This is a genomic window from Streptomyces sp. NPDC048461 (assembly GCF_055587105.1).
In genome coordinates, this window is the sequence record NZ_JBVJGW010000004.1 from 107,984 (window position 1) to 131,375 (window position 23,392).

Consider the following 23,392-nt stretch of genomic DNA (forward strand, 5'->3'; position numbering starts at 1 on the left):
GACGGCTGTCTCAACCCCCCGGACCTTCCGTTACAGTCTTGAACAACGCGAAGCACCACCGCATGCCGGGGGTGCTCGCGCACAAACGCCCGGACGCGCCAAGAGCGCGCGGCCCGGTGCCATACCGCTCATCCAGAGGGGCAGAGGGACACGGCCCGTTGAAGCCCCGGCAACCCTCCAGTCGGTTCTCGCGATGCGTTCTGCGCACACTCCGCGAGGTCCCCGGCTAGGGAAGGTGCCAATTCCGTCTCATGGCGAAGTGCGCCATGGGGAAGATGAGGAGAAAGGGCCTCGCCATCATGGCTGTACAGACTGAAACCACCTCTGTCGATCTCGGACCCGCCACCGGACTTTCCTGTCGCGAGTGCGGTACCCGCTTCGAACTCGGCCCGATCTTCGCCTGCGTCGAGTGCTTCGGACCGCTGGAAGTCTCCTACGACCTTCCCACCGGCGACCCCGAGGCCCTGCGCGCCGCGATCGAGGCCGGGCCGAACAACATCTGGCGCTACGCGCCGCTGCTGCCCGTCCCCGCCGACGTGGCCTCCAAGCCGAGCCTGAACCCGGGCTTCACCAAGCTCGTGGACGCGGCCAACCTGGCCAAGGAGCTCGGCGTCACCGGCAAGCTGTACGTCAAGGACGACTCCGGCAACCCGACGCACTCCTTCAAGGACCGCGTCGTGGCCATCGCCGTGGAGGCGGCCCGCGCCTTCGGCTTCACCACGCTCTCCTGCTCCTCCACCGGCAACCTGGCCGGCGCCGTCGGCGCCGCGGCCGCCCGCGCCGGCTTCCGCTCCTGCGTGTTCATCCCGCACGACCTGGAGCAGGGCAAGGTCGTCATGGCCGGGGTCTACGGCGGCGACCTCGTCGGCATCGAGGGCAACTACGACGACGTCAACCGCTTCTGCTCCGAGCTCATCGGCGACCCGCTCGGCGAGGGCTGGGGCTTCGTCAACGTCAACCTGCGCCCGTACTACGGAGAGGGCTCCAAGACCCTCGCGTACGAGATCTGCGAGCAGCTCGGCTGGCAGCTGCCCGACCAGCTGGTCATCCCGATCGCCTCCGGATCGCAGCTCACGAAGATCGACAAGGGCCTCCAGGAGCTGATCAAGCTCGGCCTGGTCGAGGACAAGCCGTACAAGATCTTCGGCGCCCAGGCCGAGGGCTGCTCCCCGGTCTCGACCGCCTTCAAGGCCGGTCACGACGTGGTCCGCCCGCAGAAGCCGAACACCATCGCCAAGTCCCTGGCGATCGGCAACCCGGCGGACGGCCCGTACGTCCTGGACATCGCGCGGCGCACCGGCGGCTTCGTCGACGACGTCAACGACGAGCAGGTCGTCGAGGCCATCAAGATCCTGGCGCAGACCGAGGGCATCTTCGCCGAGACCGCGGGCGGCGTGACCGTCGGCGTCACGAAGAAGCTCATCGAGGCCGGACACCTCGACCCGGCGCTGACCACCGTCATCCTGAACACCGGCGACGGCCTCAAGACCCTGGAGGCGGTGGCCGCGGACAGCGGGCAGACCGCCACCATCCGCCCGAGCCTGGACGCCTTCCGCGCCGCCGGCCTGGCCTGACCCTCCCCTCGCACACCGGAAAGGCAGTAGCGCCATGAGCGTCAACGTCCGCATCCCCACCATCCTGCGCACCTACACCGGCGGCAAGGCCGAGGTCTCCGCCGAGGGCGCGAACCTGGCCGAGGTCATCGACTCGCTGGAGCAGAGCCACCCGGGCATCGCCGCGCGCGTCCTGGACGACCAGGGCAAGCTCCGCCGCTTCGTGAACGTCTACGTGAACGACGACGACGTGCGCTTCGAGGGCGGCCTGGAGGCCGTCACCCCGGACGGCGCCGGCGTCTCGATCATCCCGGCCGTCGCGGGCGGCTGCTGACCGCCGTGCGGTGACACGCTAAAACCGAAATTGCCCCTTCCGCTAATAAGCGGAGGGGGCAATTCTGCTTGATTGGGCGCGGTAGGGTTGGGGAAGTCCCCTCCGCTGTTCTTGCCCGCCGCATATGAACGGGTCGCGTGAGGGTCGACATCGAGTCAATGTGCAAGTGCGCTATGGGGCTTTGGCGAGAGATGCCGGGCCCGAGTTGCCCTGGAATATGCCAAATTTTCACTCTTTTTCAATCTTTCCGGGTGGCCGGAATTCTCGTCGGATTGACCTGTTGCAGACAGCATCGGCGCGGATACATTCAGCCTCGGTCGACGCGTTCCGACGCAAGTTCTGACCCGGGATCGCGAAGTGCGTTCCTGCGCAAGGGCCAGTAATAGGGGAGTTAGGCATGGCTCAGGGCACCGTCAAGTGGTTCAACGCGGAGAAGGGCTACGGCTTCATCGCGGTCGACGGTGGCGCGGATGTGTTCGTCCACTACAGCGCCATCCAGATGGACGGTTACCGCACCCTTGAAGAGGGTCAGCGGGTCGAGTTCGAGATCTCGCAGGGCCAGAAGGGGCCGCAGGCGGACATGGTCAAGCTCGCGGCCGCCGGCTAGTCCCCACGCGATCGACCACCGACGCATGCGTACGGCGTGCACGGTCGTACCGGCGTACGACGGGCAGTGACGTACGAGGCACTACGAGGGGCCCACATCCTGGACAAGGGGTGTGGGCCCCTCGTGCGTCCGGCCCGCACGGCCCGTGCGGCGCCTGCCTCTTCCGGGGGTGTTGGCCGAAGCCGCTTGCACTCGAGGGGGCCGAGTGCTAATCATTGGCGTTAGCACTCTCCCAGTGAGAGTGCTACTGAAACGAGGACCGGGTCGGTGAGGCCCGCAGCGTCCGGCGGGAAGGAACCGCCGGTCGCGCAGGCCGTCCGTCGCGGGCGCGGGCGCGGTCCGGAGCAATCCACCGCTGTCCGGGAGGACCACTTCAGATGGCCAAGATCATTGCGTTCAACGAGGAGGCCCGGCGCGGTCTCGAGCGTGGGATGAACCAGCTCGCCGACGCCGTCAAGGTCACCCTTGGCCCCAAGGGTCGCAACGTCGTCCTTGAGAAGAAGTGGGGCGCCCCCACGATCACCAACGACGGTGTCTCCATCGCCAAGGAGATCGAGCTCGAGGACCCGTACGAGAAGATCGGCGCCGAGCTGGTCAAGGAAGTCGCCAAGAAGACGGACGACGTCGCCGGCGACGGTACGACCACCGCCACCGTGCTGGCCCAGGCCCTCGTCCGCGAGGGTCTGCGCAACGTGGCCGCCGGCGCCAACCCGATGGCCCTCAAGCGTGGAATCGAGAAGGCCGTCGAGGCCGTCTCCGCCGCCCTGCTGGCCCAGGCCAAGGACGTCGAGACCAAGGAGCAGATCGCCTCCACGGCTTCCATCTCCGCCGCCGACACCCAGATCGGCGAGCTCATCGCCGAGGCGATGGACAAGGTCGGCAAGGAAGGCGTCATCACGGTCGAGGAGTCGCAGACCTTCGGTCTGGAGCTCGAGCTCACCGAGGGCATGCGCTTCGACAAGGGCTACATCTCGGCGTACTTCGCCACCGACATGGAGCGCATGGAGTCGTCCCTCGACGACCCGTACATCCTGATCGTCAACTCCAAGATCGGCTCGGTCAAGGACCTGCTGCCGCTCCTGGAGAAGGTCATGCAGTCCGGCAAGCCGCTGCTGATCATCGCCGAGGACGTCGAGGGCGAGGCCCTGTCGACCCTGGTCGTCAACAAGATCCGCGGCACCTTCAAGTCCGTCGCCGTCAAGGCCCCGGGCTTCGGCGACCGCCGCAAGGCCATGCTCGGTGACATCGCCATCCTCACGGGCGGCACGGTCATCTCCGAGGAGGTCGGCCTCAAGCTGGAGAACGCCGGTCTCGACCTGCTGGGCCGCGCCCGCAAGGTCGTCATCACCAAGGACGAGACCACCATCGTCGACGGTGCCGGCGACAGCGACCAGGTTGCCGGTCGCGTCAACCAGATCCGCGCCGAGATCGAGAACTCCGACTCGGACTACGACCGCGAGAAGCTCCAGGAGCGCCTCGCGAAGCTGGCCGGCGGCGTGGCCGTCATCAAGGCCGGCGCCGCGACCGAGGTCGAGCTCAAGGAGCGCAAGCACCGCATCGAGGACGCCGTTCGCAACGCGAAGGCGGCCGTCGAGGAGGGCATCGTCGCCGGTGGCGGCGTGGCCCTGCTGCAGGCCTCCGCGGTCTTCGAGAAGCTGGAGCTCACGGGTGACGAGGCGACCGGCGCTGCCGCCGTCAAGCTCGCCCTCGAGGCCCCGCTGAAGCAGATCGCCGTCAACGCCGGCCTCGAGGGTGGCGTCGTCGTGGAGAAGGTCCGCAACCTGACCCCCGGCTGGGGTCTGAACGCGGCCACCGGCGAGTACGTCGACCTCATCGCCGAGGGCATCATCGACCCGGCGAAGGTCACGCGCTCCGCGCTGCAGAACGCCGCGTCGATCGCCGCGCTGTTCCTGACGACCGAGGCCGTCATCGCCGACAAGCCCGAGAAGGCCGGTGCCCCCGCGGGCGGCGGCATGCCGGGTGGTGACATGGACTTCTGATCGGCCCCGGCTGATCGGCTGTTCTCGAACGAGGGCGGCACCCCCCGCGGGGGGTGCCGCCCTCGGGCGTTTCCCGGCCGGGGCCGGGACCGTCGCGGCCCGCTCAGAGCTGCTTGAGGAAGTACACGTCCTCGTGGCCGCCCGGGAAGCCGGGGACGCGGGCCGTCTCCACGTAGCCGTGGCGGGCGTAGAAGGCCGGGGCCTGGAAGGTGAACGACGAGACGAGGACGGTCGCGCAGCCGCGCCGGCGGGCCTCGTCCTCGGCGGCGGCCAGCAGCCTGCCGCCCCAGCCGTCGCCCCGGCTGTCCTCGCGCACCCACGTCATGCCGATGCCCGCCCGGTCGCCCCAGCTCCAGCCGCTGAGCCCGGCGACGAGCGCGCCGTCCGCGTCCGTGACCCGGACGGTGAACTCGGACTGTTCGTGTCCCGGCGTCGCCGCCCGGTTGAAGGCGTCGAGCTCCTCGCTCAGCCGCGCGTCGAGCCCGGCGTCCGCGCCGCCGGTGGTGATCCCCGCCCCGTTGTCGTCCATGGGCCCATTCTGCGGTCCGCCCCGGCACCGCCACGAACGGTTTCCGGTGCCCCCGGGCCGGTCAGAACCCGGACGAGTCGATGACGCAGCCGAACGGTTCCGGTACGGGCAGGGGCTCGCCGAAGGACACCGTGGTGCGGGAGCGGTAGCCGTGCGGAGAGGGATCCGAGAAGCAGGTGATCTCCGAGCCCTGCATGTCGGGCCGGGGCCCGTGTCTCGATCAGGCCAGCGCCGGGGCGCGGGCCGTGCCCGGTCCTCGGGACGGAGTGCCGGGGGGCGGGCGGGTTTGGTTGACTCGGGGGATGAGCGAGAGCAGCGCACCCTTCGTCAAGATCTGCGGCCTCAAGAACGCGCGCGACGTCGAGGCGGCCGTGGCCGCGGGGGCGGGGGCCGTCGGGTTCGTGTTCGCCCCGGGCAGCCCGCGTACGGTCGACGCCGCGACCGCGCGCGCCCTCGCGGCGGAGGTGCCGCCGGGGGTGCTCACCGTCGGGGTGTTCCGGGGGCAGCCGGTGGCGGAGGTCGCCCGGTTCACCGAGGAGAGCGGCGTACGGGCCGTCCAGCTGCACGGCGAGGAGGGCCCCGAGGACTTCGCGGCGCTGCGGGCGGCGGGCCGGACCCTGCTGCGGGCCACCGCGGAGCACGTCCGGCGGTGCGGCGAGTACGGCGAGGACCTGCTGCTGATCGACGCGCCGGACCCGGGCTCCGGCAAGCCCTGGAACTGGGGTTCCGAGGAGTTCACGGCGCCGGAGGGCCGCTGGCTCCTGGCGGGCGGGCTGACGCCCGGCAACGTCCGGGAGGCCCTGGAGACCACGGGCGCGTGGGGCGTGGACGTGTCCAGCGGGGTCGAGGAGGAGCGCGGAGTGAAGTCCCCGGCGCTCATCCGGGCCTTCGTGCGCGCGGCGCACGCCTCTGCTCGCTGAACGCGTTCGTGCGATTACTCTCAGCGAGAACCGGAGGTTCGGCCGGTTTCCGGCGGGCACAGCACAGTCATGCTCTCGGACACGCTCGGATGGCTGCGGCGCCTGACAAGCCGCCTCGTTCCTGAGGGCGGTGGAGGCGTGCCCGTGCTCGCGCCGCGCCGCACTCCCGTCTTCACCGCCGACTTCGCCTCCACCTCCCAGTGGGTCGCCGGCCGCTCGTGGGCGTATCCCGGCGGCGGTCCGGTCAACCCGAACGACAACAAGCTGGACCACCTCGTCGCCGACCCCGCCTACAGCCGCGGCGGGGTGTTCCGGGCGACCCTGCGCCCCGACGGCAACTGGGACGCCGGCCTGCTCACCACCGAGGGCAGCGACGGCGGGTTCATGGCCCGCACCGGCGACGTGCTGGAGGCCCGGGTGCGGCTTCCCGTCGAGCGCGGGGCGTGGCCGGCGATCTGGACCTGGCGGGACGGGGGGCAGGAGATCGACGTCTTCGAGTACCACCCCGACAACCCGGACCTGCTGGAGCTGTCCAACCACGTCCGCGAGGGGCACCGCTACCACCGCGACCCGTCGGTGCGGCCCGGCGGGTGGGTCGACCTGAAGGTCGAGTTCGGGAGGAACTCGGTCGTCTGGTGGGTGAACGGCGCCCGCGTCTTCAGCGACGGCCGGGGCGTCGGCCGGAACTGGCGCGCGTACCTCATCGTCAACCTCTCGGTCTGCGCCGGCCGCTACCACCCGGCGCCGGACCCGGGGGCCACGGAGATGTCGTACGAGGTGTCGGAACTGCGCGTGTACCGCCGCTAGTCCGGTTCCTCCGCAACGCACGGCGGACGGGGGCGGCGCGGAGACGGCTGCGGGCGCCCCCCGATCGTGGGACGCTGGACGGAGCGGCCTCCGGGCCGCTGATCCGTCTGTCTACGCTCACGCACATGGGCCACAGGAGAGGGGACCCGCGATGACCGCAGCCATGGTCGAACCCGGCCGGAGCGCCGGTGGCCGCGCGTGGGAGTACCTGCTGCAGAGCTGGCGTGAGCTGGACGTGCCGGAGGGCTGGCGCGCCGAGATCGACGGGGGACGGATCACCTTGGTACCGCCGCCCCACCGACATCACAACGGGATCGCCGAACGGGTGCAACGCGCCCTCTACGCCGCGTTGTCGCCGGAAGAGGGCGTCTACCAGACCCTCGGCGTCCACATCGCCGCGCTGGGGAAGCTGTACGTGCCTGACCTGGTGGTCGCGCCGTCGGGACTTGTGGAAGGGGTCGACGCGGACGTCAGTGATCCGCTGGACGCGGCCGATGCGCTGCTCGTCGTGGAGATCACCTCCAAGGGCAATGCCGAAGACGACCGCAAGAAGAAGCTCTGGGCCTACGCCCATGCCCCGGTACCGGTCTATCTGCTGATCGACCGCTTCGACGAGCACGGGCCCACGGCCACGCTGTTCACCGGGCCCGAGAACGGTGCCTACCGGCACACCGAACGGGTGGCCTTCGGTGAAGCGCTGAAGCTCCCCGAGCCGTTCTCGGTGACGGTGGAGACGGAGCACTTCCCCCACTGACCCGCCGACGGGCCCCGTTCCCGCCCGGGGCCGCGCCGGCGGGGAGCGGCCGGGCCCGTTCTCAGATGCCGGGGCCGGACGCGGACGCGGTGCCGTCCGCCTCGACGGAGCGTACGAGGGCGGAGGTCGCCCGGAGGTCTTCCACCTGCTCGGGGGAGAGGCGGGCGGCGAAGCCGTTCAGGGCGTCGCGGTAGACGTGGGTCGGGGTGATCCCGTACGCGTCGGCCACGGTGCCCGGGTCGAGGCCCGGGTGGACGGTGACGATGTACGTGGGGTGGTCGCCGGCGGGGGCCGTGACGCGGGACCCGGGTACGGGCTCGGCGGCGACCGCGGACGCGGACGCGGGCAGGGCGGCGGCGGCCACGGCCGCCAGGACGACGGCGGCCAGGGGGAGGCCGGCTCGGTTCAGGGGGGTGCGCATGGGGCCGAGGCCATCACGCGGGGAGGGGCCGGTCAACGACCGCCCGGGGTGCGGCGGGGGCACGGGGAGCGCACCCGCCGCGCGCCCCCTGGGGTGGCGGAAGGCCGTACGGGTGATCTTGCCGGGCACCGCCGCACCCCGGGCGGCCGGCGAGCGGCCGCGCGGGGCATGGGGTGAACCCTTTCTGCAGCGGCGGCCGCCGGGCGGCGCGGACGCGGCCGTACGCCACGCAACCGGGCGGACCGCGCTTCAAACCGCCGCGGAGTGGCACCGATGGGAGACAAGGGCCGCCCCCGCAGGAGCACGCGTTGCCGCGGGGGCGGCTCCTCCACGCCGACCCTCCACCCCGTCAGGGAGTCCCCGCCATGCGCCTGTTCGCACCTCTGGCCGCCGCCGCGCTGCTCACCGTCACCCCGGTCGCGGCGGGCGCCGCCTCCGCCGCGCCGGAGCCGACCCCGGTACCGCTGAAGACCGCCGCCGACCCGGTGCCCGGTCGGTACATCGTGACCCTGGAGAAGGGGGTGGACGCGGCGGGGGCGGCGAAGAGACTGGGCCTGAAGCCGGCGTTCCTCTACACCTCGGCGCTCAACGGCTTCGCCGTCCCGCTGACCCCGCTCCAGCTGACGATCGTCCGCAACAGCCTGGGCGTGAAGGCGGTCGAGGAGGACGCGAAGGTGCGGTCCGTGCCGAAGCCGAGCCGGACCGGGGCGACGCGGGCGCCGGCCGCGTCGTGGGGGCTCGACCGGATCGACCAGCGGGCGTGGGACAAGGCGAACGGGCGGGGCGACGGCCAGTTCACCACCCAGGGCAACGGCTCCGGGGTGACCGCGTACATCCTCGACACGGGCATCGAGTACGGGCACGAGGAGTTCGCGGGGCGCGCCGCCTTCGGCTTCGATGCCGTCGGCGACGGCCGGGACGGCGCGGACTGCAACGGTCACGGCACGCACGTGGCGGGCACGGTCGGCGGCAGCACGTACGGGGTCGCGAAGAAGGCGAACCTCGTGAGCGTGCGGGTGCTGGGGTGCGACGGTCAGGGCACGTACTCGGGGATCGTCGCCGGACTGGACTGGGTGGCGAAGAACGCCGTTCAGCCCGCCGTGCTGAACGCGTCCCTCGGCGGTGACCGGTCCGACGCCCTGAACGCCGCCGCCGACGCGGTCACGGCGGCGGGCGTCCTGCCGGTCGTCGCGGCCGGCAACTCCTCGAAGGACGCCTGCCTGGTCTCCCCGGCGTCCGCGTCGAAGGTGCTGACCGTGGCGGCCTCCAACAAGTGGGACGAGGAGACCTCCTTCTCGAACTACGGCACGTGCGTCTCGCTCTACGCGCCCGGCGAGCAGATCGTGTCCGCGCAGCTGGGCGGCGGCAGCGTGGCCCTGGACGGTACGTCCATGGCGTCTCCGCACGTCGCGGGGGTTGCCGCGCTCTACAAGCAGGCGAACCCGAAGGCGGCGCCCGAGGACATCGCGGCCTGGCTGAACGAGGAGTCCACCAAGGACGTGCTGGCCAGCCTGAGCAAGTCCAGCCCCAACGAGCTGCTGTTCACCGCTGGGCTCTGACGCTCAGTCGGTGCGCAGGCGGGCGTGCAGGTGTTCGTCGTGCCAGCCGTCCGCGTGCAGCAGCGCGCCGCGCATGACGCCCTCCAGGGGGAACCCGGCCCGCAGGGCGACGACGCAGGAAGCCGGGTTGCGCACGGAGTGGGTGAGGCGCAGGCGGTGCAGGCCGAGGGTCTCGAAGGCCCAGCGGCTGACGAGGTCGGTGGCCCGGGCCATGACCCCGACACCGCGGCCGGCGGGCAGCAGCCAGTACAGGAACTCGGCGCTGCCGCCCGCGAGGTCGACGTCCCCCAGTCCGATCAGGCCGAAGGCCTGGCCGCCCTGGGCGGGGGCCACGGCCCAGACGACGCCCTCCTCGGCCTGCCTGCGGGCTTCCCAGCGGGCGATCCGCGCCACGGCTCCGGCCTTGTCGAGCAGGCTCGGGCGGTTCCAGAACCGGATGTCGGGGTCGTAGCAGGCCTCGACGAGCGCGGGGGCGTCGTACGCGGTCCAGGGGCGCAGGTGCAGTCCGCCGGTGCCGGGGAGGTAGAACTCCGGCTGGGGCAGGGCGGCCAGTCGGCCGGCGGGGACCACAGGGGGTATCGCGTCGCTCATGAGCGCATCCTGCCGGACCCGCGGGGCCGGGCGGGAATCGAGCGGGGCGGCTGTCGGCCGGGGTGGCCGAAGGGCGCCGCGGACGGGCCGTCCGCGGCGCCCTGGCCCCCGTCGGGTGCGGGGACCAGGGCGGCGCGCGGGGTCAGGCGAGGGCCGGCTGCTTGTCGGGGTCCTGGCCCGCGGACGGGGCGGGCGGGGCGGGGTCCGGGGCGGTGTTGAGCTCGGTCAGCATCTGCTGGGTGAAGCCGAAGAAGTACGTGGCGGCGAAGCCCACCAGGTAGCCGACCGCCAGGCCGCCCGCGTAGATCGCGAGGGTGGCGCCCAGGCCCGACGTGCCGTCCAGCAGGGGGAACAGGGCCCAGCCCGAGGGGCCGATGGCGGTCGAGCCGAAGCCCACGCCCAGCTGGTTGAAGAGGCCGACGAAGGCTCCGCCGGCCGCGCCGCCGACGCAGGCGGTGACGAACGGGCGGCCCAGCGGCAGCGAGACGCCGTAGATCAGCGGTTCGCCGACGCCCAGGAACCCGGCGGGGAGCGCGGACTTGATGGTGGCGCGCAGCGAGCCGTTGTGCGGCAGCTTGTAGTAGACGGCGATGGCCGCGCCGACCTGGCCCGCGCCCGCCATGGCGAGGATGGGCAGCAGGACGGTGTACCCGGACTGCTCGATCAGCGTGGTGTGGATGGGGATCAGGGCCTGGTGCAGGCCCAGCATCACCAGCGGGAGGAACAGCCCGCCGAGGACGAGTCCGGCGAAGGCGCCGCCGGTGGCGAGGAGCCAGTCGGCGAAGGTGCCGATGGCGGTGGAGGCCTCACCGGCGAGGAACATCAGGCCGAAGAGGGTGACCAGGCCCGAGATCAGGACCGTGAGGGTCGGCGTGACCAGGACGTCCAGCGCCTCGGGGACCCACCTGCGGCACCACTTCTCGACGTACACGGCGAGCAGGGCCGCGGCGAGCGCGCCGAGGACGCCGCCCTGGCCCGGCTTGAGCTCCAGCCCGAAGGCGGCGACCTTCGCGACGCCGGGGAAGACGATGATCGCGGCGACGGCGCCGCCCAGGATCGGCGTGCCGCCGAACTCCTTGGCCGTGTTGTAGCCGACGAACACGGCGATGAGCGACATGAAGCCGGAGGCGATCGCGGCGAGGGCCGGGACCAGGGCGGGCAGCCAGCCCAGGTTCGTCAGCAGGCCGTTGAGGCCCGCGATGACGCCGCAGCCGATCAGGGCGGGGATCAGCGGGACGAAGATGTTCGCGATGCGCCGCAGGAACAGTTTGAAGGGGGTGGCGTTCCTGGCCTTGCGGGCCTCCTTCAGCGCCGCGCCCTGCGAGGCCAGTTCGCCGGCCGTGACGGGGTGGCCGCCGGCGGGCGCGGGGGCGGACGCGGCCGGCGCGGCGGCCGGCGCGGCCGAGCGGCCCTCCGCGACGAGCGCCTCGAACTCCGGGGTGACCCGGGCGACGGTGCCCGGCCCCAGCACGATCTGGTAGGTGTCGTCCTCGACGACGCCCATGACGGCGGGGACGGCCTTGAGGGCCTCCTCCTGGACCAGGCTCCGGTCGCGCAGACCGATGCGCAGGCGGGTCATGCAGTGCGCGATCGAGGTGATGTTGTCCGGGCCGCCGACCAGAGGAAGGATCGCGGCGGCTGTGGCGCGGTTCTTGTCAGTGGACATGCTGGGGGTCGCCTTGCGTCGGGGGGGCGGGGGTGGGGGGCGTTTCGGCGGGCCGCGGCTCAGGAGGCCGCGGCGAGCGCGGCGCGCAGGTGGCCCCGGGAGGACGCGAGCAGTTCCGCGGCCTTCGGGCCGTCGACGCCGCCGAGGACGACGAGGATGGCGTTCTTCACCTCGCCGCCGGTGGCCGTCAGCGCGGCCTCGATCTCCTCGTCGGGCGCGCCGGTGGCCAGGGCCACGATGCGCCGGGCGCGGGCGCGCAGCTTCTCGTTGGAGGAGCGCATGTCGACCATCAGGTTCCCGTACGTCTTCCCGAGCCGGATCATCGTCACCGTCGAGATCAGGTTGAGGACGAGCTTCTGCGCGGTACCGGCCTTCAACCGGGTCGACCCGGTGAGCAGTTCGGGCCCCACGACCACCTCGATGCCGTGCTCGGCGGCCGCGGCGAGCGCCGAGCCGGCGTTGCAGGACAGCCCGAGGGTGAGCGCGCCGCGCGTACGGGCGAACTCGACGGCGCCGATCGCGTACGGGGTGCGCCCGGAGGCGGAGATGCCGACCACGGTGTCGTCCGGGCCGAGGTCCAGCGCGGCGAGGTCCTCGGCGGCCAGCTCCTTGGAGTCCTCGGCGCCCTCGACGGCCTTGACCATGGCGGAGGGGCCGCCCGCGATCAGGCCGACGACCTCCGCCGGGTCGGTGTTGAAGGTGGGCGGGCACTCGCTGGCGTCCAGCACGCCCATCCGGCCCGCGGTGCCGGCGCCCGCGTAGACGAGCCGGCCGCCGCGCGCCATCCGCTCGGCGATCGCGTCGACCGCGGCGGCGATCTCCGGCAGCGCTCCGGCGACGGCGGCCGGGACGGTGGCGTCCTCGGCGTTCATCAGGCGGGCGATCTCAAGGGTGGACAGCCGGTCGACCTCGGCCAGTTCGGGGCGGAAGGCCTCGGTGGTCAGGGTCTCCAGCTGGGCGCGGAGGGCGGCGTACGCGGTCATGGTCGGGCTCCTAGCGGGCGGTGCTGCTGCGCTTGCTGGTCGGTACGGAGGTCTGGTGGCGGGGGGCGAGCGCCTCGTACGAGGCGGCGAGGGCGGGTGCGGCGGTCTCGTACGTCCGCTGGGCCACGCCGACGAACAGGCAGTCGACGACGAGGAGCTGGCTGGTCCGGCTGGACATGGCGGCCGGGCGCAGCTGGGTCTCGCGGGCGGCGGACGTGGCCAGGACGTGGTCGGCGTAGTGGGCGACGGGGGCGTTCGGGCGGCCGGTCAGCGCAATGGTGGTGGCGCCGCGCTCGAAGGCCGTACGGAGGGGCTCGATGACGTCGCCCGTGGAGCCGGAGTGGGTGACGGCGACGGCGACGTCGCCGGGGCGCAGCAGGACGGCGTTGGTGACGGCGAGGTGGGTGTCCTGGTGGGCGTGGGCGATCAGGCCGATGCGGAGCAGCTTCTGGGCGAGGTCCTGGCCGACGAGGGCGGAGGCGCCGACGCCGTAGATGTCGATGCGCCGGGCGGTCGCGAGGGCGGTGACGGCGCCGGCCAGCTGGGTCAGGTCGAGCCCGGCGGCGGTGTCGGCGAGGGTCTGCGCCTCCTCGTGGGCCAGCTTGGCGACGACGTCCGCGAGGGGGTCGTCGACGGCTATGTCGACGGTGACGGCGGGTGCGGCGCCGGACTCCTGCTGCGCGGCGAGCGCGGCCAGCGCGAGGCGCAGGTCGCGGTAGCCGGGGTAGCCGAGGAGGCGGGCGGTGCGGACGACGGTGGCCTCGCTGGTGCCGGTGTGTTCGGCGAGGGCGGAGACGGTGAGCTGCGCGCAGCCGGCCGGGTCGGAGGCGACGGCCTCGGCGACGGCCTGCATGGAGCGGGTCATGGAGGGGCCGAGGCTGCGGACCCGGGCCCGGAGGGCGGAGGGTGCGGGGGTGGAGGGTGCGGAGGGTGCGGTGGGGGGAGCCGGGACGGCCGGGGCCGTGGGGGCTGACGGGACCGAAGGGGCCGTGGGGGCGGCCGGCGTGGGGGGCGCGTCCGGTCTGAAAGTTTCTTTCGCGTTCTCGCTCACGTCTGAAACCTATTTTCAGCGGAGCCCGGACGTCAAGACGCCGTTCGTCACCGGAAGGAAAGGACCTTCGCCACACGCTCCGCGCGGGTTCACAATGGGGCCATGGAACACGCACCCCCGCTGGAGCAGGCACTGCACGTCGCCCGCGCCCTCGTTCTCGCCGACCTCGCCGCGGCCGAGGTCGCCGACGCCGACGTCGTCTCCCTCGTCGAGGACTCGGTCACGCACCGCCGGTGGTGGGTGGAGCAGTGGCCGGAGGGGGCCGACTTCCTTCCCGGACTCGTCGCCCAGGACGTCCAGGACGCGCTGCTGGAGAAGTACGGCCGCTGGCCGCTGTGCCCGGTCTGCGGACACGGCGACCCGCACGCGCTGGACGTGGACCCCGAGCTGGGCCCGGACCCGCACTGGGTGTGCTCGGAGGCGGGCGTCAGGGTCGCCCCGGTGGGCGCCCTCGGCCCGGTCCTGCGGCCGGGCCGGTGAGGCGCCGGTGACGGTGTACATCGACCCGCCCACCTGGCCGGGCCACGGCCGCATGTGGTCGCACCTGGTCAGCGACGTCTCGTACGAGGAACTGCACGCCTTCGCGGCGTCCATAGGCTGCCCGCCGCGGGCCTTCGAGCGCGACCACTACGACGTGCCGTCGTACCGCTACGCGGACGCGGTCGGTGCGGGCGCGGTGGAGATCGGCAGCAAGGAACTGGTCCGCCGCCTCACGGACGCGGGCCTGCGCCGCCCGAAGGGCCGCCCGCTGTAGCCGCCCCGGGGGCCGGCCCCCGGGACCCCGGGACCCCGGCCCGGGCGCGCGGCCGGGCGCTGGCGGGCTCCCGAGTCTCCGGCGGACGGGTCAGCAGCCCACCGCGTACGAAACGAAGCCCGCCCACGCGCGCGGGGTGAGCGCGAGCTGTGGGCCGTCGAGGCACTTCGAGTCGCGGACGTGGACGGCGCCGGGGGCGGTGGCGACCTCGATGCAGGACTCGCCGTCGTTTCCACCGCTGTAGCTGCTCTTGCACCACGCCAGTTCGGAGGCGTCCCCGGCGGAGGCCTTGCGGATCATGTTTCTCCCAGCAGTCGCTCGATGAGGGCCAGTGACTCCCGCGGAGGGAGCGCCTGCGCCCGGATGGTGCCATACCGCAGCTCCAGGATGCGGAGCTGCCTCAGATCAGAGACAGGTCGGCCGCCGAACGCTCCGTCGGAGCGCCCCACTGCTGTGCCGTCCGCGAACTTCAGAAGCTCGATCCTGCCGTCCAGGCCGGAGTGGACTTCGCAGTGCATCGGCATCACCTGGAGCGTGACGTGACGCAACCGGCCCACTTCCAGCAGGCGTTCTACCTGCCGTCGCCACACCATTGTGCCCCCGAGGGGGCGCCTCAGCGGAGCTTCTTCCAGGACGAAACTGAGCGCGGGTGTGGGGTCCCGATCGAAGACGGACTGCCGGGCCACCCGAGCTGCCACCATGCGCTCCACATCGTCCTGCGAGTACGGAGGCTGCGCCGCTTCGATCGCAGCCCTGGCATGCTCTGGCGTCTGCAAGAGACCGGCGATGATGTTGCACTCGTACACACCGATCTCGACGGCCCGAGCCTCCAGTTTCCCCAGCTCCCGAACCTTCTTCGGATACCGGACCTTCTTGACGTCCTCCCACGCCGCCGCGACGAGTCCACTGGCCCCCAGCACTTCGTCGGCCTTGTCCAGGTACTCCTGGCGCGGGATCCGCTTCCCGCCCTCGATCTTGTAGACCATGTCCTCGCCGTACCCGACCGCAACGGCGAAGTCGGCGGCCCGCATCCCCGCCGCCTCCCTCCGCAGCCTCAACTGCCGTCCCACGGTGGCGACGACGGCCACGCCCCAGTCGTCGTCCGGGTCCACCTCCCAGCCCGGTTCGTCCGCCTCGCTCTTGAGCCGTCGTACCCCGGTCTCGCCGTCCACCGTCATGCCCGCACCCCTCTGTCCGTGCTTCCGTGCCGCAACGCCCGTACCCGTGAGACGGGTTCCGACAGCCCGGACAGCAGTGGACAGTCACCGTACGCATCGGCTGCGTCACTTTTCACGGGGAGGCTCGGGCCGCCACGCTCGGTGACGTGAACCAGAAGATCTTCGAACTCCCCTCGCCCGCCCCCTGTTTCGATGTCCTGCTGTGCCCTACGCCGCGCGGCGCCCGGCTTGCCCGGTCGCTCGCCGTCGACTGGCTGCGCACGCTCGGTCTGCCGTACCGCGTGACCCGGGACGCCGAGCAGATCGTCGCCGAGCTCGCCGGGAACGTCACGACCCACGGCCAGGTGTCCGGCCGGGGCGTCCGCCTCGCGCTCGTCGCCGGCACCGACGCGCTCCGCATCGGGGTGACGACCGGCGGGGCGTCGGGGTCGGTCCCGTCCCCCCGGAAGACCGTATGGGTCGAACTCGATCTGTCACGACTCTGACCTGCGGAAATCAATCGCGCACCGGAGTCCACGCGGTGGGACTCCGGTGGCGGGGACGATCCCGGGAGTCAAGACACGAGAGGGAAAGGACCACACCAAACCCCACCCCTCCCGCCCGTGGCCCACGCTCACTCGCTTGAGTGAAAAGCGCCAACTCGGCTGGCTTCGAGACGGGTTGCCTGCTCTACGCTCAGCTCGACCAACCACATCACAGCTGACATGAGTCGGCCCCCGCCGGGACTGCGAATCCCAAGCGAGGGCCTGACCACCGAGGAAGAAAAGGCTTCCCGATGGATACCCAGCACATTAGCGTGCGCCCGCACGCCCAGCCCCGTAACGACGGGGAAAACCACCCGTCCCGGCGTACCCGTGCACACCCTTCTTCCGGCGGTGTCATCCACGACAACACCCGCCACACCGCCCGCTTCACCGTGATCGGCAACCACCTCGCCCAGCACGCCGGGCTGTCGCTGCTGGCCATCGGCCTGGGCGTCCACATCCAGTCCCTCCCCGGCGGCGCGCCCATCGACATCAGGACCCTCGCCGCCCGCTTCCCCGAGGGGAAGACCCGGATCGCCGCCGCCCTGCGCGAGCTGGAGACCCACGGCTATCTGCGCCGCACCTGCGAGCGCACCGGCAGCGGCCGCGTCGTCACCCGCACCGTCTCGTGCAACCAGCCGGGCCGGACCCGCGCCGCGGACGAGCCGAGGTCGAAACCGAAGCCCCAGCGCCCGGCCCGCCGGGACGGTGAGCCGCCGCGCCGCGCCCTCCCCGCCGTACCGCAGCCCGCGTACCCGGCCCTCGACCTCCTCGGGTCCGCCGTCGAGGTCCTCGTCGGCCTTCGCCGCGGAGATCCCCGCCTCCTGCTGTCCGCCAGGGAGGTCGAGCACCTCGCTCCCGGAGTGGCGGCCTGGCTGGAGCGCGATCTGCCTCCGAGCGCCGTCCACCACGCCCTGACCGCCGACCTGCCGTGGGAGCCCCTGCACCGCCCGGCCGCCCTCGTGGCCCACCGGCTCGCCGCCCAGCTCCCGCCCGTGCCGCCGTTCAGTGTCCGGAAAGCACCCGCGGACCTCGTCCGGTACCCGCTCCACAACTGCGAGACGTGCGACCACGCCTTCCGCGGCCCGGCACCGGGCACCTGCCAGGCGTGCGCGTCGGCGGGGCGGAGATGACGGAGCGGGACTGGTAGACGCGGACGACAGCAAGCTGACGTACCGCGTCTACCGCAACGGCTCGGGCAAGCGCCCGGGAGAGCAGGGTGGTGGCCCGGACCGCTGCGGAACAGCGCACCGCAGATCCGTTGCCTGCCGGTCCCCCTGCTAGGCGCTGACAGGCGCCGTGGTGGGAGCGGACTCGGAGGAGGCGACCACGCGGGTCGCGCGGGGCGGCGTACGGCGGTCCAGGCGCAGGGCGATGACGGTGAGGGCGATGGCGGTGACCGTCATGGCGGCGCCCGCCCAGGCGGTGGCGGAGAAGCCGAGGTCCGCGTCGATCACGGTGCCGCCGAGCCAGGGGCCGCCGGTGTTGCCGAGGTTGAAGGCCGCGGTCGTGGTGGCGCCGGCCAGGGTCGGGGCGGCGCCGGCCACGTTGAACATGCGGGCGTTGAGCGCCGGAGCGGTGAAGAAGGCCGAGAAGCCGAGCAGGAACGAGAGCGCGATCGCCGCGGCCGCGGTTCCGGCCAGCAGGGCGAGCGCAGCCAGGAAGACGGTCGAGGCGGTGATGCCCCAGAGCATCACGCCGAACAGGTGCGCGTCGGCGACCCGGCCGCCGATGGTGGTGCCGACGAGGGCGCCCAGGCCGAAGAGCCCGAGGATCCACGGCACCCACTGCGAGTCCAGCCCGGCCACGTCCGTCAGCAGCGGCGACAGGTAGCTGAACGCGCAGAAGACGCCGCCCGCGGCCAGGGCCGTGATGCCGATGGCCAGCCACACCTGGCGGTCGCGGTAGACGCCCAGCTCGCGCCCGAGGCGCGGCTTCTCGGCGGGCAGCGGGATCTTCGGGATCAGCACCAGGATGCCGGCCAGGGCGATCGCGGAGGCGGCGCCCACCGACCAGAACGCGGAGCGCCAGCCGAGGTGCTCGCCGAGGAAGGCGCCGGCGGGGACGCCCAGCACGTTGGCGATGGACAGGCCGCCGATCATGACGGCCATGGCGCGGGCCCGCTGGTCCTTGTCGACCATGGCGATGGCGACGGCCGCGCCGACCGCCCAGAAGCCCGCGCAGGCGAGGGCCGACACGACGCGCGAGGCGAAGAGGAGCTCGTACGACGGGGCCAGCGCACCCGCGACCTGCCCGAGCCCGAAGAGGCTGATGAGGGAGACGAGGGTGGTGCGGCGGGGGAGCCGCAGGGTGGCCACGGCCAGCAGCGGTGCCCCGATGACCATGCCGATCGCGAAGGCGGATATCAGCAGGCCCGCCTGCGGGATGGTCACGCCCATGTCCTCGGCGATCGGTGGCAGCAGCCCGGAGAGCATGAATTCACTGGTGCCGAGTGCGAAGACGGACAGGCCGAGGACGTAGACGGCGACGGGCATGCGGGGGCGTGCGGCTGCTGCGGGCATGCCCATCACCAACGGCCGCGAACGCCCGTGCATTCCCCGTCCGTGTGTCGGGAGCGTGACACCGGGCCCCGGCCCCGGCCCCGGCCCCGGCCCCGGCCCGGGCCCCGGCCCCCTCAGGCCGTCAGCGCGGCGAGCTCCGCGGCGAGGTTGGCGCGGGCCGGGGCCTCCCAGTGCGCGGCCCCGTACGGGGTGCGGAAGAGCCGGGGCAGGTCCAGGAGCTGGCGCAGGACGGCCGCGCGGCCGTCGCGGAAGGCGTCGTCGGGGACGAACCCGTACTCGGCGCGGACGGCGGCCGCGTAGGCGGCGTACGCCGGCCCGTCGCCCGCCAGGACGGCCAGGTCGGCGTCGCACAGCGCCTCGCCGTTGGTGTCCCCGGGGGCGGGGTCGTGGGTGACGGTGAGGCGGACCAGCCGGGCCGTCTCCGCGGTGCGCGCCGGGTCCACGCCCAGCTCGGGGAGGGCGCGCTCGGCCATGGCGGCGCTGCGCTCCTCGTTCTCGGAGCGGTCGGGCCGGTAGACGGCGTCGTGGAACCAGGCGGCGAGCTCGACGGCGGCCGGGTCGGCGGCGTGCGGCGCCAGTACGTCGATCCGCGCGAGGACGTCCGCCAGGTGCGCGGTGGTGTGGTACTTGCGCTGCGGCTCCGCCCAGGCGGCGAGGAGCCGGTCGGCGTACGGGTCCGGGTCGCGGTCCGCGGGGGCTCCGGCGGCGGCGGTGGTCGCCCGCCATCGGGCGCGGAGGGCGGCCGTGTCGGTGTGCGGGGTGCCTGTGTCCATGCGCACATTGTGGGGGTGGCGTGATTGTGCTGGTGGTGCCAGGGGTGGGCCCGTACCCTCAATATTGGACTAGACCTATTTTCCACTCTGACCACATGTGCCCCGATCGGGCCGTCGGGTCACCCGAGCATTTCCGAAGGATGGGATCGAATGAGCAACCGTGCGCTCCTGGAGGTGATCGCCCTCGACGCGGAGGACGCGGTCGCGGCCCAGGCCGGTGGGGCGGACCGACTCGAACTGGTCACCGACATGGCCGCCGACGGGCTCACCCCGCCGCGCGAGACCTTCGCGGCGATCAGGGCCGCGGTCGACATCCCGCTGCGCGTCATGCTGCGCACGACGGACGGGTTCGCGGCGGGCGACGCCGAGCTCCTGCTGACGGCCGCGCGGGAGCTGCGGGCGGAAGGGGCGACCGAGTTCGTCCTCGGCTTCCTGAACCCCGACGGGACCCCCGACCTCGCGGCGGTCGAAGCCGTGGTGGCGGAGCTGGACGGCTGCCGCTGGACCTTCCACCGGGCGATCGACCGGGCGGCGGACCGGGACCAGCTGCGCAAGGCCCTCGCCGAGCCGGTGCCCGCCGGACCGGACACCTACCTGACGGCGGGCTCCGCGGCCGGCGTGGACGAGGGCCTGCCGGTGCTGCTGGCGGAGGCGGCGCGCCGGGGCGAGCCCGGGTACGAGGCGCGCATCCTGGTCGGCGGCGGCCTGGCGCTGTCGCACCTGCCGGTGCTGCGCGAGGCCGGCGTGGACGCGTTCCACATCGGCGGGGCCGCGCGTCCCGACGGGTGGGCCCGCCCGGTGTCGGCGGCCGCGGTCGCGCGGTGGCGCTCGGCCCTGGACTGACGCCGGGAACGCACCGGGGCGGGCGGAGGCGCCCCGGGAACGGCAGGCCGGGGAGCGCCGGGCGGGAGGGGGCGGGGTGGCACCGGGGTGGCGCCGGGGGGGGGGGGGGGGGGGGGGGGGGGGGGCCCCCCCCCCCCCCCCCGGCCCCCCCCCCCCCCCCCCCCCCCGGCGGGGGCGGGGCGGGGGGGGGGGGGGGGGGGGGGGCGGGGGGGGGGGGGGGGGGGGGGGGGGGGGCCCCCCCCCCCCCCCCCCCCCCCCCCCCCCCCGGCCTCCGCCCGCCCCGACCCGCCCCGTTCCGGGGCCGGTCAGGCCAGGGCGGCGGGCAGCGGCGCGGCGTGCAGCAGGGCCAGGCCCGATACGGCGCGCGTGAGGCAGACGTACAGCCGCCGCAGCCCCGTCCGCTCGTCGGGCTCGCCGTCCACGATCGCCGCGGGCTCGTCCAGGACCACGTAGTCGTACTCCAGGCCCTTCGCCAGCGACGCCGGCACCAGCGTCAGCCGCGACTGCGCCGTCGTCTCCTCGCCCGGCGACAGGTACGGCAGCCCCGCCGCCAGCAGGGCCTCCGCGAGCGCCGGGATCCGGGCGTCCGCCGCGATCAGGCCGGTCGAGCCCTCGTGCGCCAGCGCGTCCCGGCAGGCCGCGAGCGCCGCCGCCGTCGGATCGGCGACCTCCGTGATCCGCAGGGAGCCGGGGGTCTCGCGGACCGAGGAGACCGGGGCCAGGCCCGGGGAGATCGACGGCAGCAGCCGGGACGCGTACGCGATCACCTCGCGCGGTACGCGGAAGCCCGCCGTCAGCTCCTCCACCAGGGCCTGCGGCTTCCCGAGGTGGGTCAGGGCCTCGTCCCAGCTGCGCGTGGCCCACGGGGTCGTGCCCTGCGCGAGGTCGCCGAGGACCGTCGCGGAGCCCGTCGTGCACCGCCGCCCCACGGCCCGGTACTGCATCGGCGACAGGTCCTGGGCCTCGTCGAGGACGACGTGGCCCAGCGAGTGCGTCCGCTCCACCAGGTCGGCGGCCTCGTCGATCAGGACCAGGTCGGCGGCCGACCACTTCGCCGCCTTCACGCTCCGGAAGGGCTTGGGCCACAGGAGGAGCTTCTGCTCGTCCGCGGTGAGTACCCCCTCCGCGTGGGCGGCCAGGAACTCCGGGTCGGAGAGGAGCCGCAGGACCAGCTTCGCCGGTTCGACCGGCGGCCAGGCCTCCTTCACCGCCGCCTTGACGGCCGCGTTGCGCGCCACCGCGTCCTGGACGCGGTCGTCGGGCGCCTCGCCCGCCTGCTCCATCCGTACGAGCACCGCGTGCGCGATCCGCTGCGGCAGCGCGTCACGGGCGGCGCCGTAGCGGATGTCGCGGTTCTGGAGCTCCTCGACCATCTCGGCGAGCTCGTACGCCGGGACCCGCCAGCGGCGCGAGCCGCGGACCACCATCAGCGGCTCGGCGGGCGGGGTGACGTGCGAGCCGAGCGCGCGGCGCAGCACCTGCGCCATCCGGGCGTCGCCCTTGACGACGGCGGTTTCGGCGGCGTCCGCCGCGCGCACCTCCAGGCCGTCGCGGGCGACCAGGTCGTCGACGGTGGCCTGCTTGACCTCCAGCTCGCCGAGGGCCGGGAGGACCTGCTCGATGTAGTGCAGGAAGGAACGGTTCGGCCCGATGACCAGCGTGCCCGTACGGGCGAGGCGGTCGCGGTGCGCGTAGAGGAGGTACGCGACGCGGTGCAGGCCGACGGCCGTCTTCCCGGTGCCGGGACCGCCCTGGACGCAGACGGAACCGGAGAGGCCGGAGCGGACGATCTCGTCCTGCTCGGGCTGGATCGTCGCCACGATGTCCCGCATGGGGCCGACGCGGGGCCGCTCGATCTCCTGCTGGAGCAGCTTGCTGACGCCGGCCGCCTCACCGGGGTCGGAGAGGTGCTCGTCCTCGTACGCCGTGAGCTCGCCGCCGGTGTAGCCGAAGCGGCGGCGCAGCGAGACGTCCTGGGGGTCCTTCCTGGAGGCCCGGTAGAACGGCTGGGAGACGGGCGCCCGCCAGTCGATGACCATCGGATCGCCGCCCGCGTCGTGGACATGGCGGCGGCCGATGTAGAACTGCTCGCCCTCGGCGCCCTCGGCGAGGGTCGCGCCCGGGGCGTGCAGGTAGTTCAGCCGCCCGAAGAAGAGGGGGGTGTGGGAGAGGTCGGCGAGGGACTTGATGCGGTCGTCGATCTGGGCCTGCAGGACGATCGCGTTGACCCAGTTCGCGGTGACGTCGCGGATGTCGAGGGCCTCGGCGTCCTCGCGCATGGCGCGGAGCGCGGAGCGGGACGCGGCGAGGTGGGACCGTTCGCGGGCGAGCGGGTCCGATGGTGCGGGGGCGTGCGCGGGCACGGGACTGCCTCCAGGTGCTGGGTGCGCGGTGCGAACACGCGCGGTGCGGGCCGCGGGTGCGAGCTGCGGGTGCGAGCCGCGGGTGCGAACAAGGAGCCCGCCGGTTTCCGTGCGGCGGGCGGCTCTCCCCGGTGGGGCGGCGGGAGGCGGCAAGAGCGGAGATTCTAGCGAGGGGCGCGGTCCGGTGCGAACGGATTAGGGGGCCGGACGTCCCTTCGGGGCGGGACCTCCGTACGGGTGTCGTACCCGGGAGTGTCATACCCGGGGCAGAGCCACTAGGGGGTGGCATGGGCCGGGAGGAGGATGCCGGGGGCCCCGGGATTCCGTCCGGAGGGCGATGTGGAATCCGCGCGGGAAACGCACCATGGATACATGAGCACCGCAACCTTCACCCCGATCCAGGGCGGCCGCCCGAGCGGCGCCACCGCCACCTCCGAGTTCCGTCCCCGGCACAGCCTGGGCGGCGTGCTGCGCGCCGCGAAGGTCTTCGCGGCGACCGCCGTGAGCGTCGTCGTCCTGGGCGAGTACGCCGAGGACGCGGGCGTCATACGCCGCTGACCCCGGGCCCGCCCCGGCCCGCCCGGGCCGCGAAACGCGGCCCCGCGCCGTGTCGCCCCGGGCTGCCCCGGCGCTTGCGCCGCCGCGGCGTGGCCGTGGTCC

General features: G+C 73.2%; 26 protein-coding genes and 1 riboswitch. Of the genes, 14 read left to right on the top strand and 12 right to left on the bottom strand.

All coding sequences use genetic code 11. The annotated features are described in order from the left end of the window. The first annotated feature begins 125 nt into the window (after positions 1-125). Positions 126-282: riboswitch (SAM riboswitch) on the top strand. 17 nt (positions 283-299) lie between these two features. From thrC to groL, 4 genes are all read left to right on the top strand, one after another. Continuing rightward, on the top strand, positions 300-1,574 hold the full coding sequence (gene thrC / locus ACZ6S8_RS08665; RefSeq protein WP_469453763.1) for a threonine synthase: 1,275 nt from the start codon (positions 300-302) through the stop codon (positions 1,572-1,574). 34 nt (positions 1,575-1,608) lie between these two features. Then, positions 1,609-1,887: a MoaD/ThiS family protein gene (locus ACZ6S8_RS08670; RefSeq protein ID WP_469453765.1), complete on the top strand. Its 279-nt coding sequence runs from the start codon at positions 1,609-1,611 to the stop codon at positions 1,885-1,887. A gap of 397 nt (positions 1,888-2,284) precedes the next feature. Further along, positions 2,285-2,494 (top strand): cold-shock protein, encoded by a 210-nt coding sequence (locus ACZ6S8_RS08675; protein WP_030232479.1) that lies wholly within the window; start codon positions 2,285-2,287, stop codon positions 2,492-2,494. Between the two features lie 377 nt (positions 2,495-2,871). Further along, positions 2,872-4,494, top strand: coding sequence for a chaperonin GroEL (gene groL / locus ACZ6S8_RS08680; protein ID WP_351272909.1), 1,623 nt, complete (start codon positions 2,872-2,874; stop codon positions 4,492-4,494). A 103-nt stretch (positions 4,495-4,597) separates the two neighbouring features. Here groL and ACZ6S8_RS08685 read toward each other — a convergent pair whose 3' ends face one another. Both ACZ6S8_RS08685 and ACZ6S8_RS08690 read right to left on the bottom strand, forming a co-directional pair. After that, a complete protein-coding gene (locus ACZ6S8_RS08685; protein WP_469453768.1) occupies positions 4,598-5,023 on the bottom strand; it encodes a GNAT family N-acetyltransferase in 426 nt (141 codons plus the stop codon). A gap of 61 nt (positions 5,024-5,084) precedes the next feature. After that, positions 5,085-5,219 (bottom strand): hypothetical protein, encoded by a 135-nt coding sequence (locus tag ACZ6S8_RS08690; RefSeq protein WP_469453770.1) that lies wholly within the window; start codon positions 5,217-5,219, stop codon positions 5,085-5,087. Positions 5,220-5,325: 106 nt separating this feature from the next. Here ACZ6S8_RS08690 and ACZ6S8_RS08695 point away from each other — a divergent pair, with 106 nt between their 5' ends. The 3 genes from ACZ6S8_RS08695 to ACZ6S8_RS08705 all read left to right on the top strand — a co-directional run bounded on the left by ACZ6S8_RS08695 (position 5,326) and on the right by ACZ6S8_RS08705 (position 7,504). Beyond that, the gene (locus tag ACZ6S8_RS08695; protein WP_469453772.1) at positions 5,326-5,943 is read left to right on the top strand and encodes a phosphoribosylanthranilate isomerase; all 618 of its coding nucleotides are present in this window, start codon (positions 5,326-5,328) and stop codon (positions 5,941-5,943) included. Positions 5,944-6,081: 138 nt separating this feature from the next. Beyond that, a complete protein-coding gene (locus tag ACZ6S8_RS08700) occupies positions 6,082-6,750 on the top strand; it encodes a LamG domain-containing protein (protein ID WP_469453773.1) in 669 nt (222 codons plus the stop codon). Positions 6,751-6,901: 151 nt separating this feature from the next. Next, positions 6,902-7,504 carry a Uma2 family endonuclease gene (locus ACZ6S8_RS08705; RefSeq protein ID WP_469453775.1) on the top strand — a complete coding sequence of 201 codons (603 nt, stop codon included), beginning with the start codon at positions 6,902-6,904 and terminating at the stop codon, positions 7,502-7,504. A gap of 61 nt (positions 7,505-7,565) precedes the next feature. Here the strand turns inward: ACZ6S8_RS08705 and ACZ6S8_RS08710 are convergent, their stop codons facing one another. After that, complete coding sequence (locus ACZ6S8_RS08710; protein WP_469453777.1) at positions 7,566-7,925, bottom strand: protease inhibitor I9 family protein; 360 nt, start codon at positions 7,923-7,925, stop codon at positions 7,566-7,568. A 365-nt stretch (positions 7,926-8,290) separates the two neighbouring features. Between ACZ6S8_RS08710 and ACZ6S8_RS08715 the strand changes: the two genes are divergently transcribed. Further along, complete coding sequence (locus ACZ6S8_RS08715; protein ID WP_469453779.1) at positions 8,291-9,484, top strand: S8 family peptidase; 1,194 nt, start codon at positions 8,291-8,293, stop codon at positions 9,482-9,484. A gap of 3 nt (positions 9,485-9,487) precedes the next feature. Here ACZ6S8_RS08715 and ACZ6S8_RS08720 read toward each other — a convergent pair whose 3' ends face one another. The 4 genes from ACZ6S8_RS08720 to ACZ6S8_RS08735 all read right to left on the bottom strand — a co-directional run bounded on the left by ACZ6S8_RS08720 (position 9,488) and on the right by ACZ6S8_RS08735 (position 13,775). After that, the gene (locus ACZ6S8_RS08720) at positions 9,488-10,075 is read right to left on the bottom strand and encodes a GNAT family N-acetyltransferase (RefSeq protein WP_469453782.1); all 588 of its coding nucleotides are present in this window, start codon (positions 10,073-10,075) and stop codon (positions 9,488-9,490) included. A 142-nt stretch (positions 10,076-10,217) separates the two neighbouring features. Further along, positions 10,218-11,741, bottom strand: a complete 1,524-nt coding sequence (locus ACZ6S8_RS08725) for a PTS transporter subunit EIIC (protein ID WP_469453784.1) — start codon at positions 11,739-11,741, stop codon at positions 10,218-10,220. Between the two features lie 59 nt (positions 11,742-11,800). Next, positions 11,801-12,724 (bottom strand): N-acetylmuramic acid 6-phosphate etherase, encoded by a 924-nt coding sequence (gene murQ, locus ACZ6S8_RS08730; protein WP_469453786.1) that lies wholly within the window; start codon positions 12,722-12,724, stop codon positions 11,801-11,803. 10 nt (positions 12,725-12,734) lie between these two features. After that, entirely contained in the window at positions 12,735-13,775 is a 1,041-nt protein-coding gene (locus ACZ6S8_RS08735; protein ID WP_469453788.1) for a MurR/RpiR family transcriptional regulator, read from the bottom strand. Positions 13,776-13,877: 102 nt separating this feature from the next. Here ACZ6S8_RS08735 and ACZ6S8_RS08740 point away from each other — a divergent pair, with 102 nt between their 5' ends. Continuing rightward, on the top strand, positions 13,878-14,255 hold the full coding sequence (locus ACZ6S8_RS08740) for a hypothetical protein (RefSeq protein WP_469453790.1): 378 nt from the start codon (positions 13,878-13,880) through the stop codon (positions 14,253-14,255). A 7-nt stretch (positions 14,256-14,262) separates the two neighbouring features. Continuing rightward, a complete protein-coding gene (locus ACZ6S8_RS08745) occupies positions 14,263-14,529 on the top strand; it encodes a DUF4031 domain-containing protein (protein ID WP_383916984.1) in 267 nt (88 codons plus the stop codon). Positions 14,530-14,619: 90 nt separating this feature from the next. On the opposite strand, the gene ACZ6S8_RS08750 is transcribed toward ACZ6S8_RS08745, so the two are convergent. Together ACZ6S8_RS08750 and ACZ6S8_RS08755 are read right to left on the bottom strand one after the other, a co-directional pair. After that, positions 14,620-14,829 (bottom strand): DUF397 domain-containing protein, encoded by a 210-nt coding sequence (locus ACZ6S8_RS08750; protein ID WP_469453792.1) that lies wholly within the window; start codon positions 14,827-14,829, stop codon positions 14,620-14,622. Continuing rightward, entirely contained in the window at positions 14,826-15,707 is an 882-nt protein-coding gene (locus ACZ6S8_RS08755) for a helix-turn-helix domain-containing protein (RefSeq protein WP_469453794.1), read from the bottom strand. The genes ACZ6S8_RS08750 and ACZ6S8_RS08755 overlap by 4 nt, the downstream gene beginning before the upstream one ends. Before the next feature lie 146 nt (positions 15,708-15,853). On the opposite strand from ACZ6S8_RS08755, the gene ACZ6S8_RS08760 reads away from it, so the two are divergent. Both ACZ6S8_RS08760 and ACZ6S8_RS08765 read left to right on the top strand, forming a co-directional pair. Beyond that, positions 15,854-16,192 carry an ATP-binding protein gene (locus ACZ6S8_RS08760; protein ID WP_469453796.1) on the top strand — a complete coding sequence of 113 codons (339 nt, stop codon included), beginning with the start codon at positions 15,854-15,856 and terminating at the stop codon, positions 16,190-16,192. Between the two features lie 290 nt (positions 16,193-16,482). Next, a complete protein-coding gene (locus ACZ6S8_RS08765; RefSeq protein WP_469453798.1) occupies positions 16,483-17,364 on the top strand; it encodes a helix-turn-helix domain-containing protein in 882 nt (293 codons plus the stop codon). A 147-nt stretch (positions 17,365-17,511) separates the two neighbouring features. Here the strand turns inward: ACZ6S8_RS08765 and ACZ6S8_RS08770 are convergent, their stop codons facing one another. Together ACZ6S8_RS08770 and ACZ6S8_RS08775 are read right to left on the bottom strand one after the other, a co-directional pair. Next, positions 17,512-18,726, bottom strand: coding sequence for a Cmx/CmrA family chloramphenicol efflux MFS transporter (locus ACZ6S8_RS08770; RefSeq protein WP_469454320.1), 1,215 nt, complete (start codon positions 18,724-18,726; stop codon positions 17,512-17,514). Positions 18,727-18,866: 140 nt separating this feature from the next. Then, positions 18,867-19,526 carry an HD domain-containing protein gene (locus ACZ6S8_RS08775; RefSeq protein ID WP_469453799.1) on the bottom strand — a complete coding sequence of 220 codons (660 nt, stop codon included), beginning with the start codon at positions 19,524-19,526 and terminating at the stop codon, positions 18,867-18,869. A 150-nt stretch (positions 19,527-19,676) separates the two neighbouring features. Here ACZ6S8_RS08775 and ACZ6S8_RS08780 point away from each other — a divergent pair, with 150 nt between their 5' ends. After that, positions 19,677-20,369 (top strand): copper homeostasis protein CutC, encoded by a 693-nt coding sequence (locus tag ACZ6S8_RS08780; protein ID WP_469453801.1) that lies wholly within the window; start codon positions 19,677-19,679, stop codon positions 20,367-20,369. Between the two features lie 305 nt (positions 20,370-20,674). Here the strand turns inward: ACZ6S8_RS08780 and ACZ6S8_RS08785 are convergent, their stop codons facing one another. After that, positions 20,675-22,648, bottom strand: coding sequence for a HelD family protein (locus ACZ6S8_RS08785; protein WP_469454322.1), 1,974 nt, complete (start codon positions 22,646-22,648; stop codon positions 20,675-20,677). A gap of 456 nt (positions 22,649-23,104) precedes the next feature. Here ACZ6S8_RS08785 and ACZ6S8_RS08790 point away from each other — a divergent pair, with 456 nt between their 5' ends. Then, on the top strand, positions 23,105-23,290 hold the full coding sequence (locus ACZ6S8_RS08790) for a hypothetical protein (protein WP_469453803.1): 186 nt from the start codon (positions 23,105-23,107) through the stop codon (positions 23,288-23,290). The last annotated feature ends 102 nt before the right edge of the window (positions 23,291-23,392 follow it).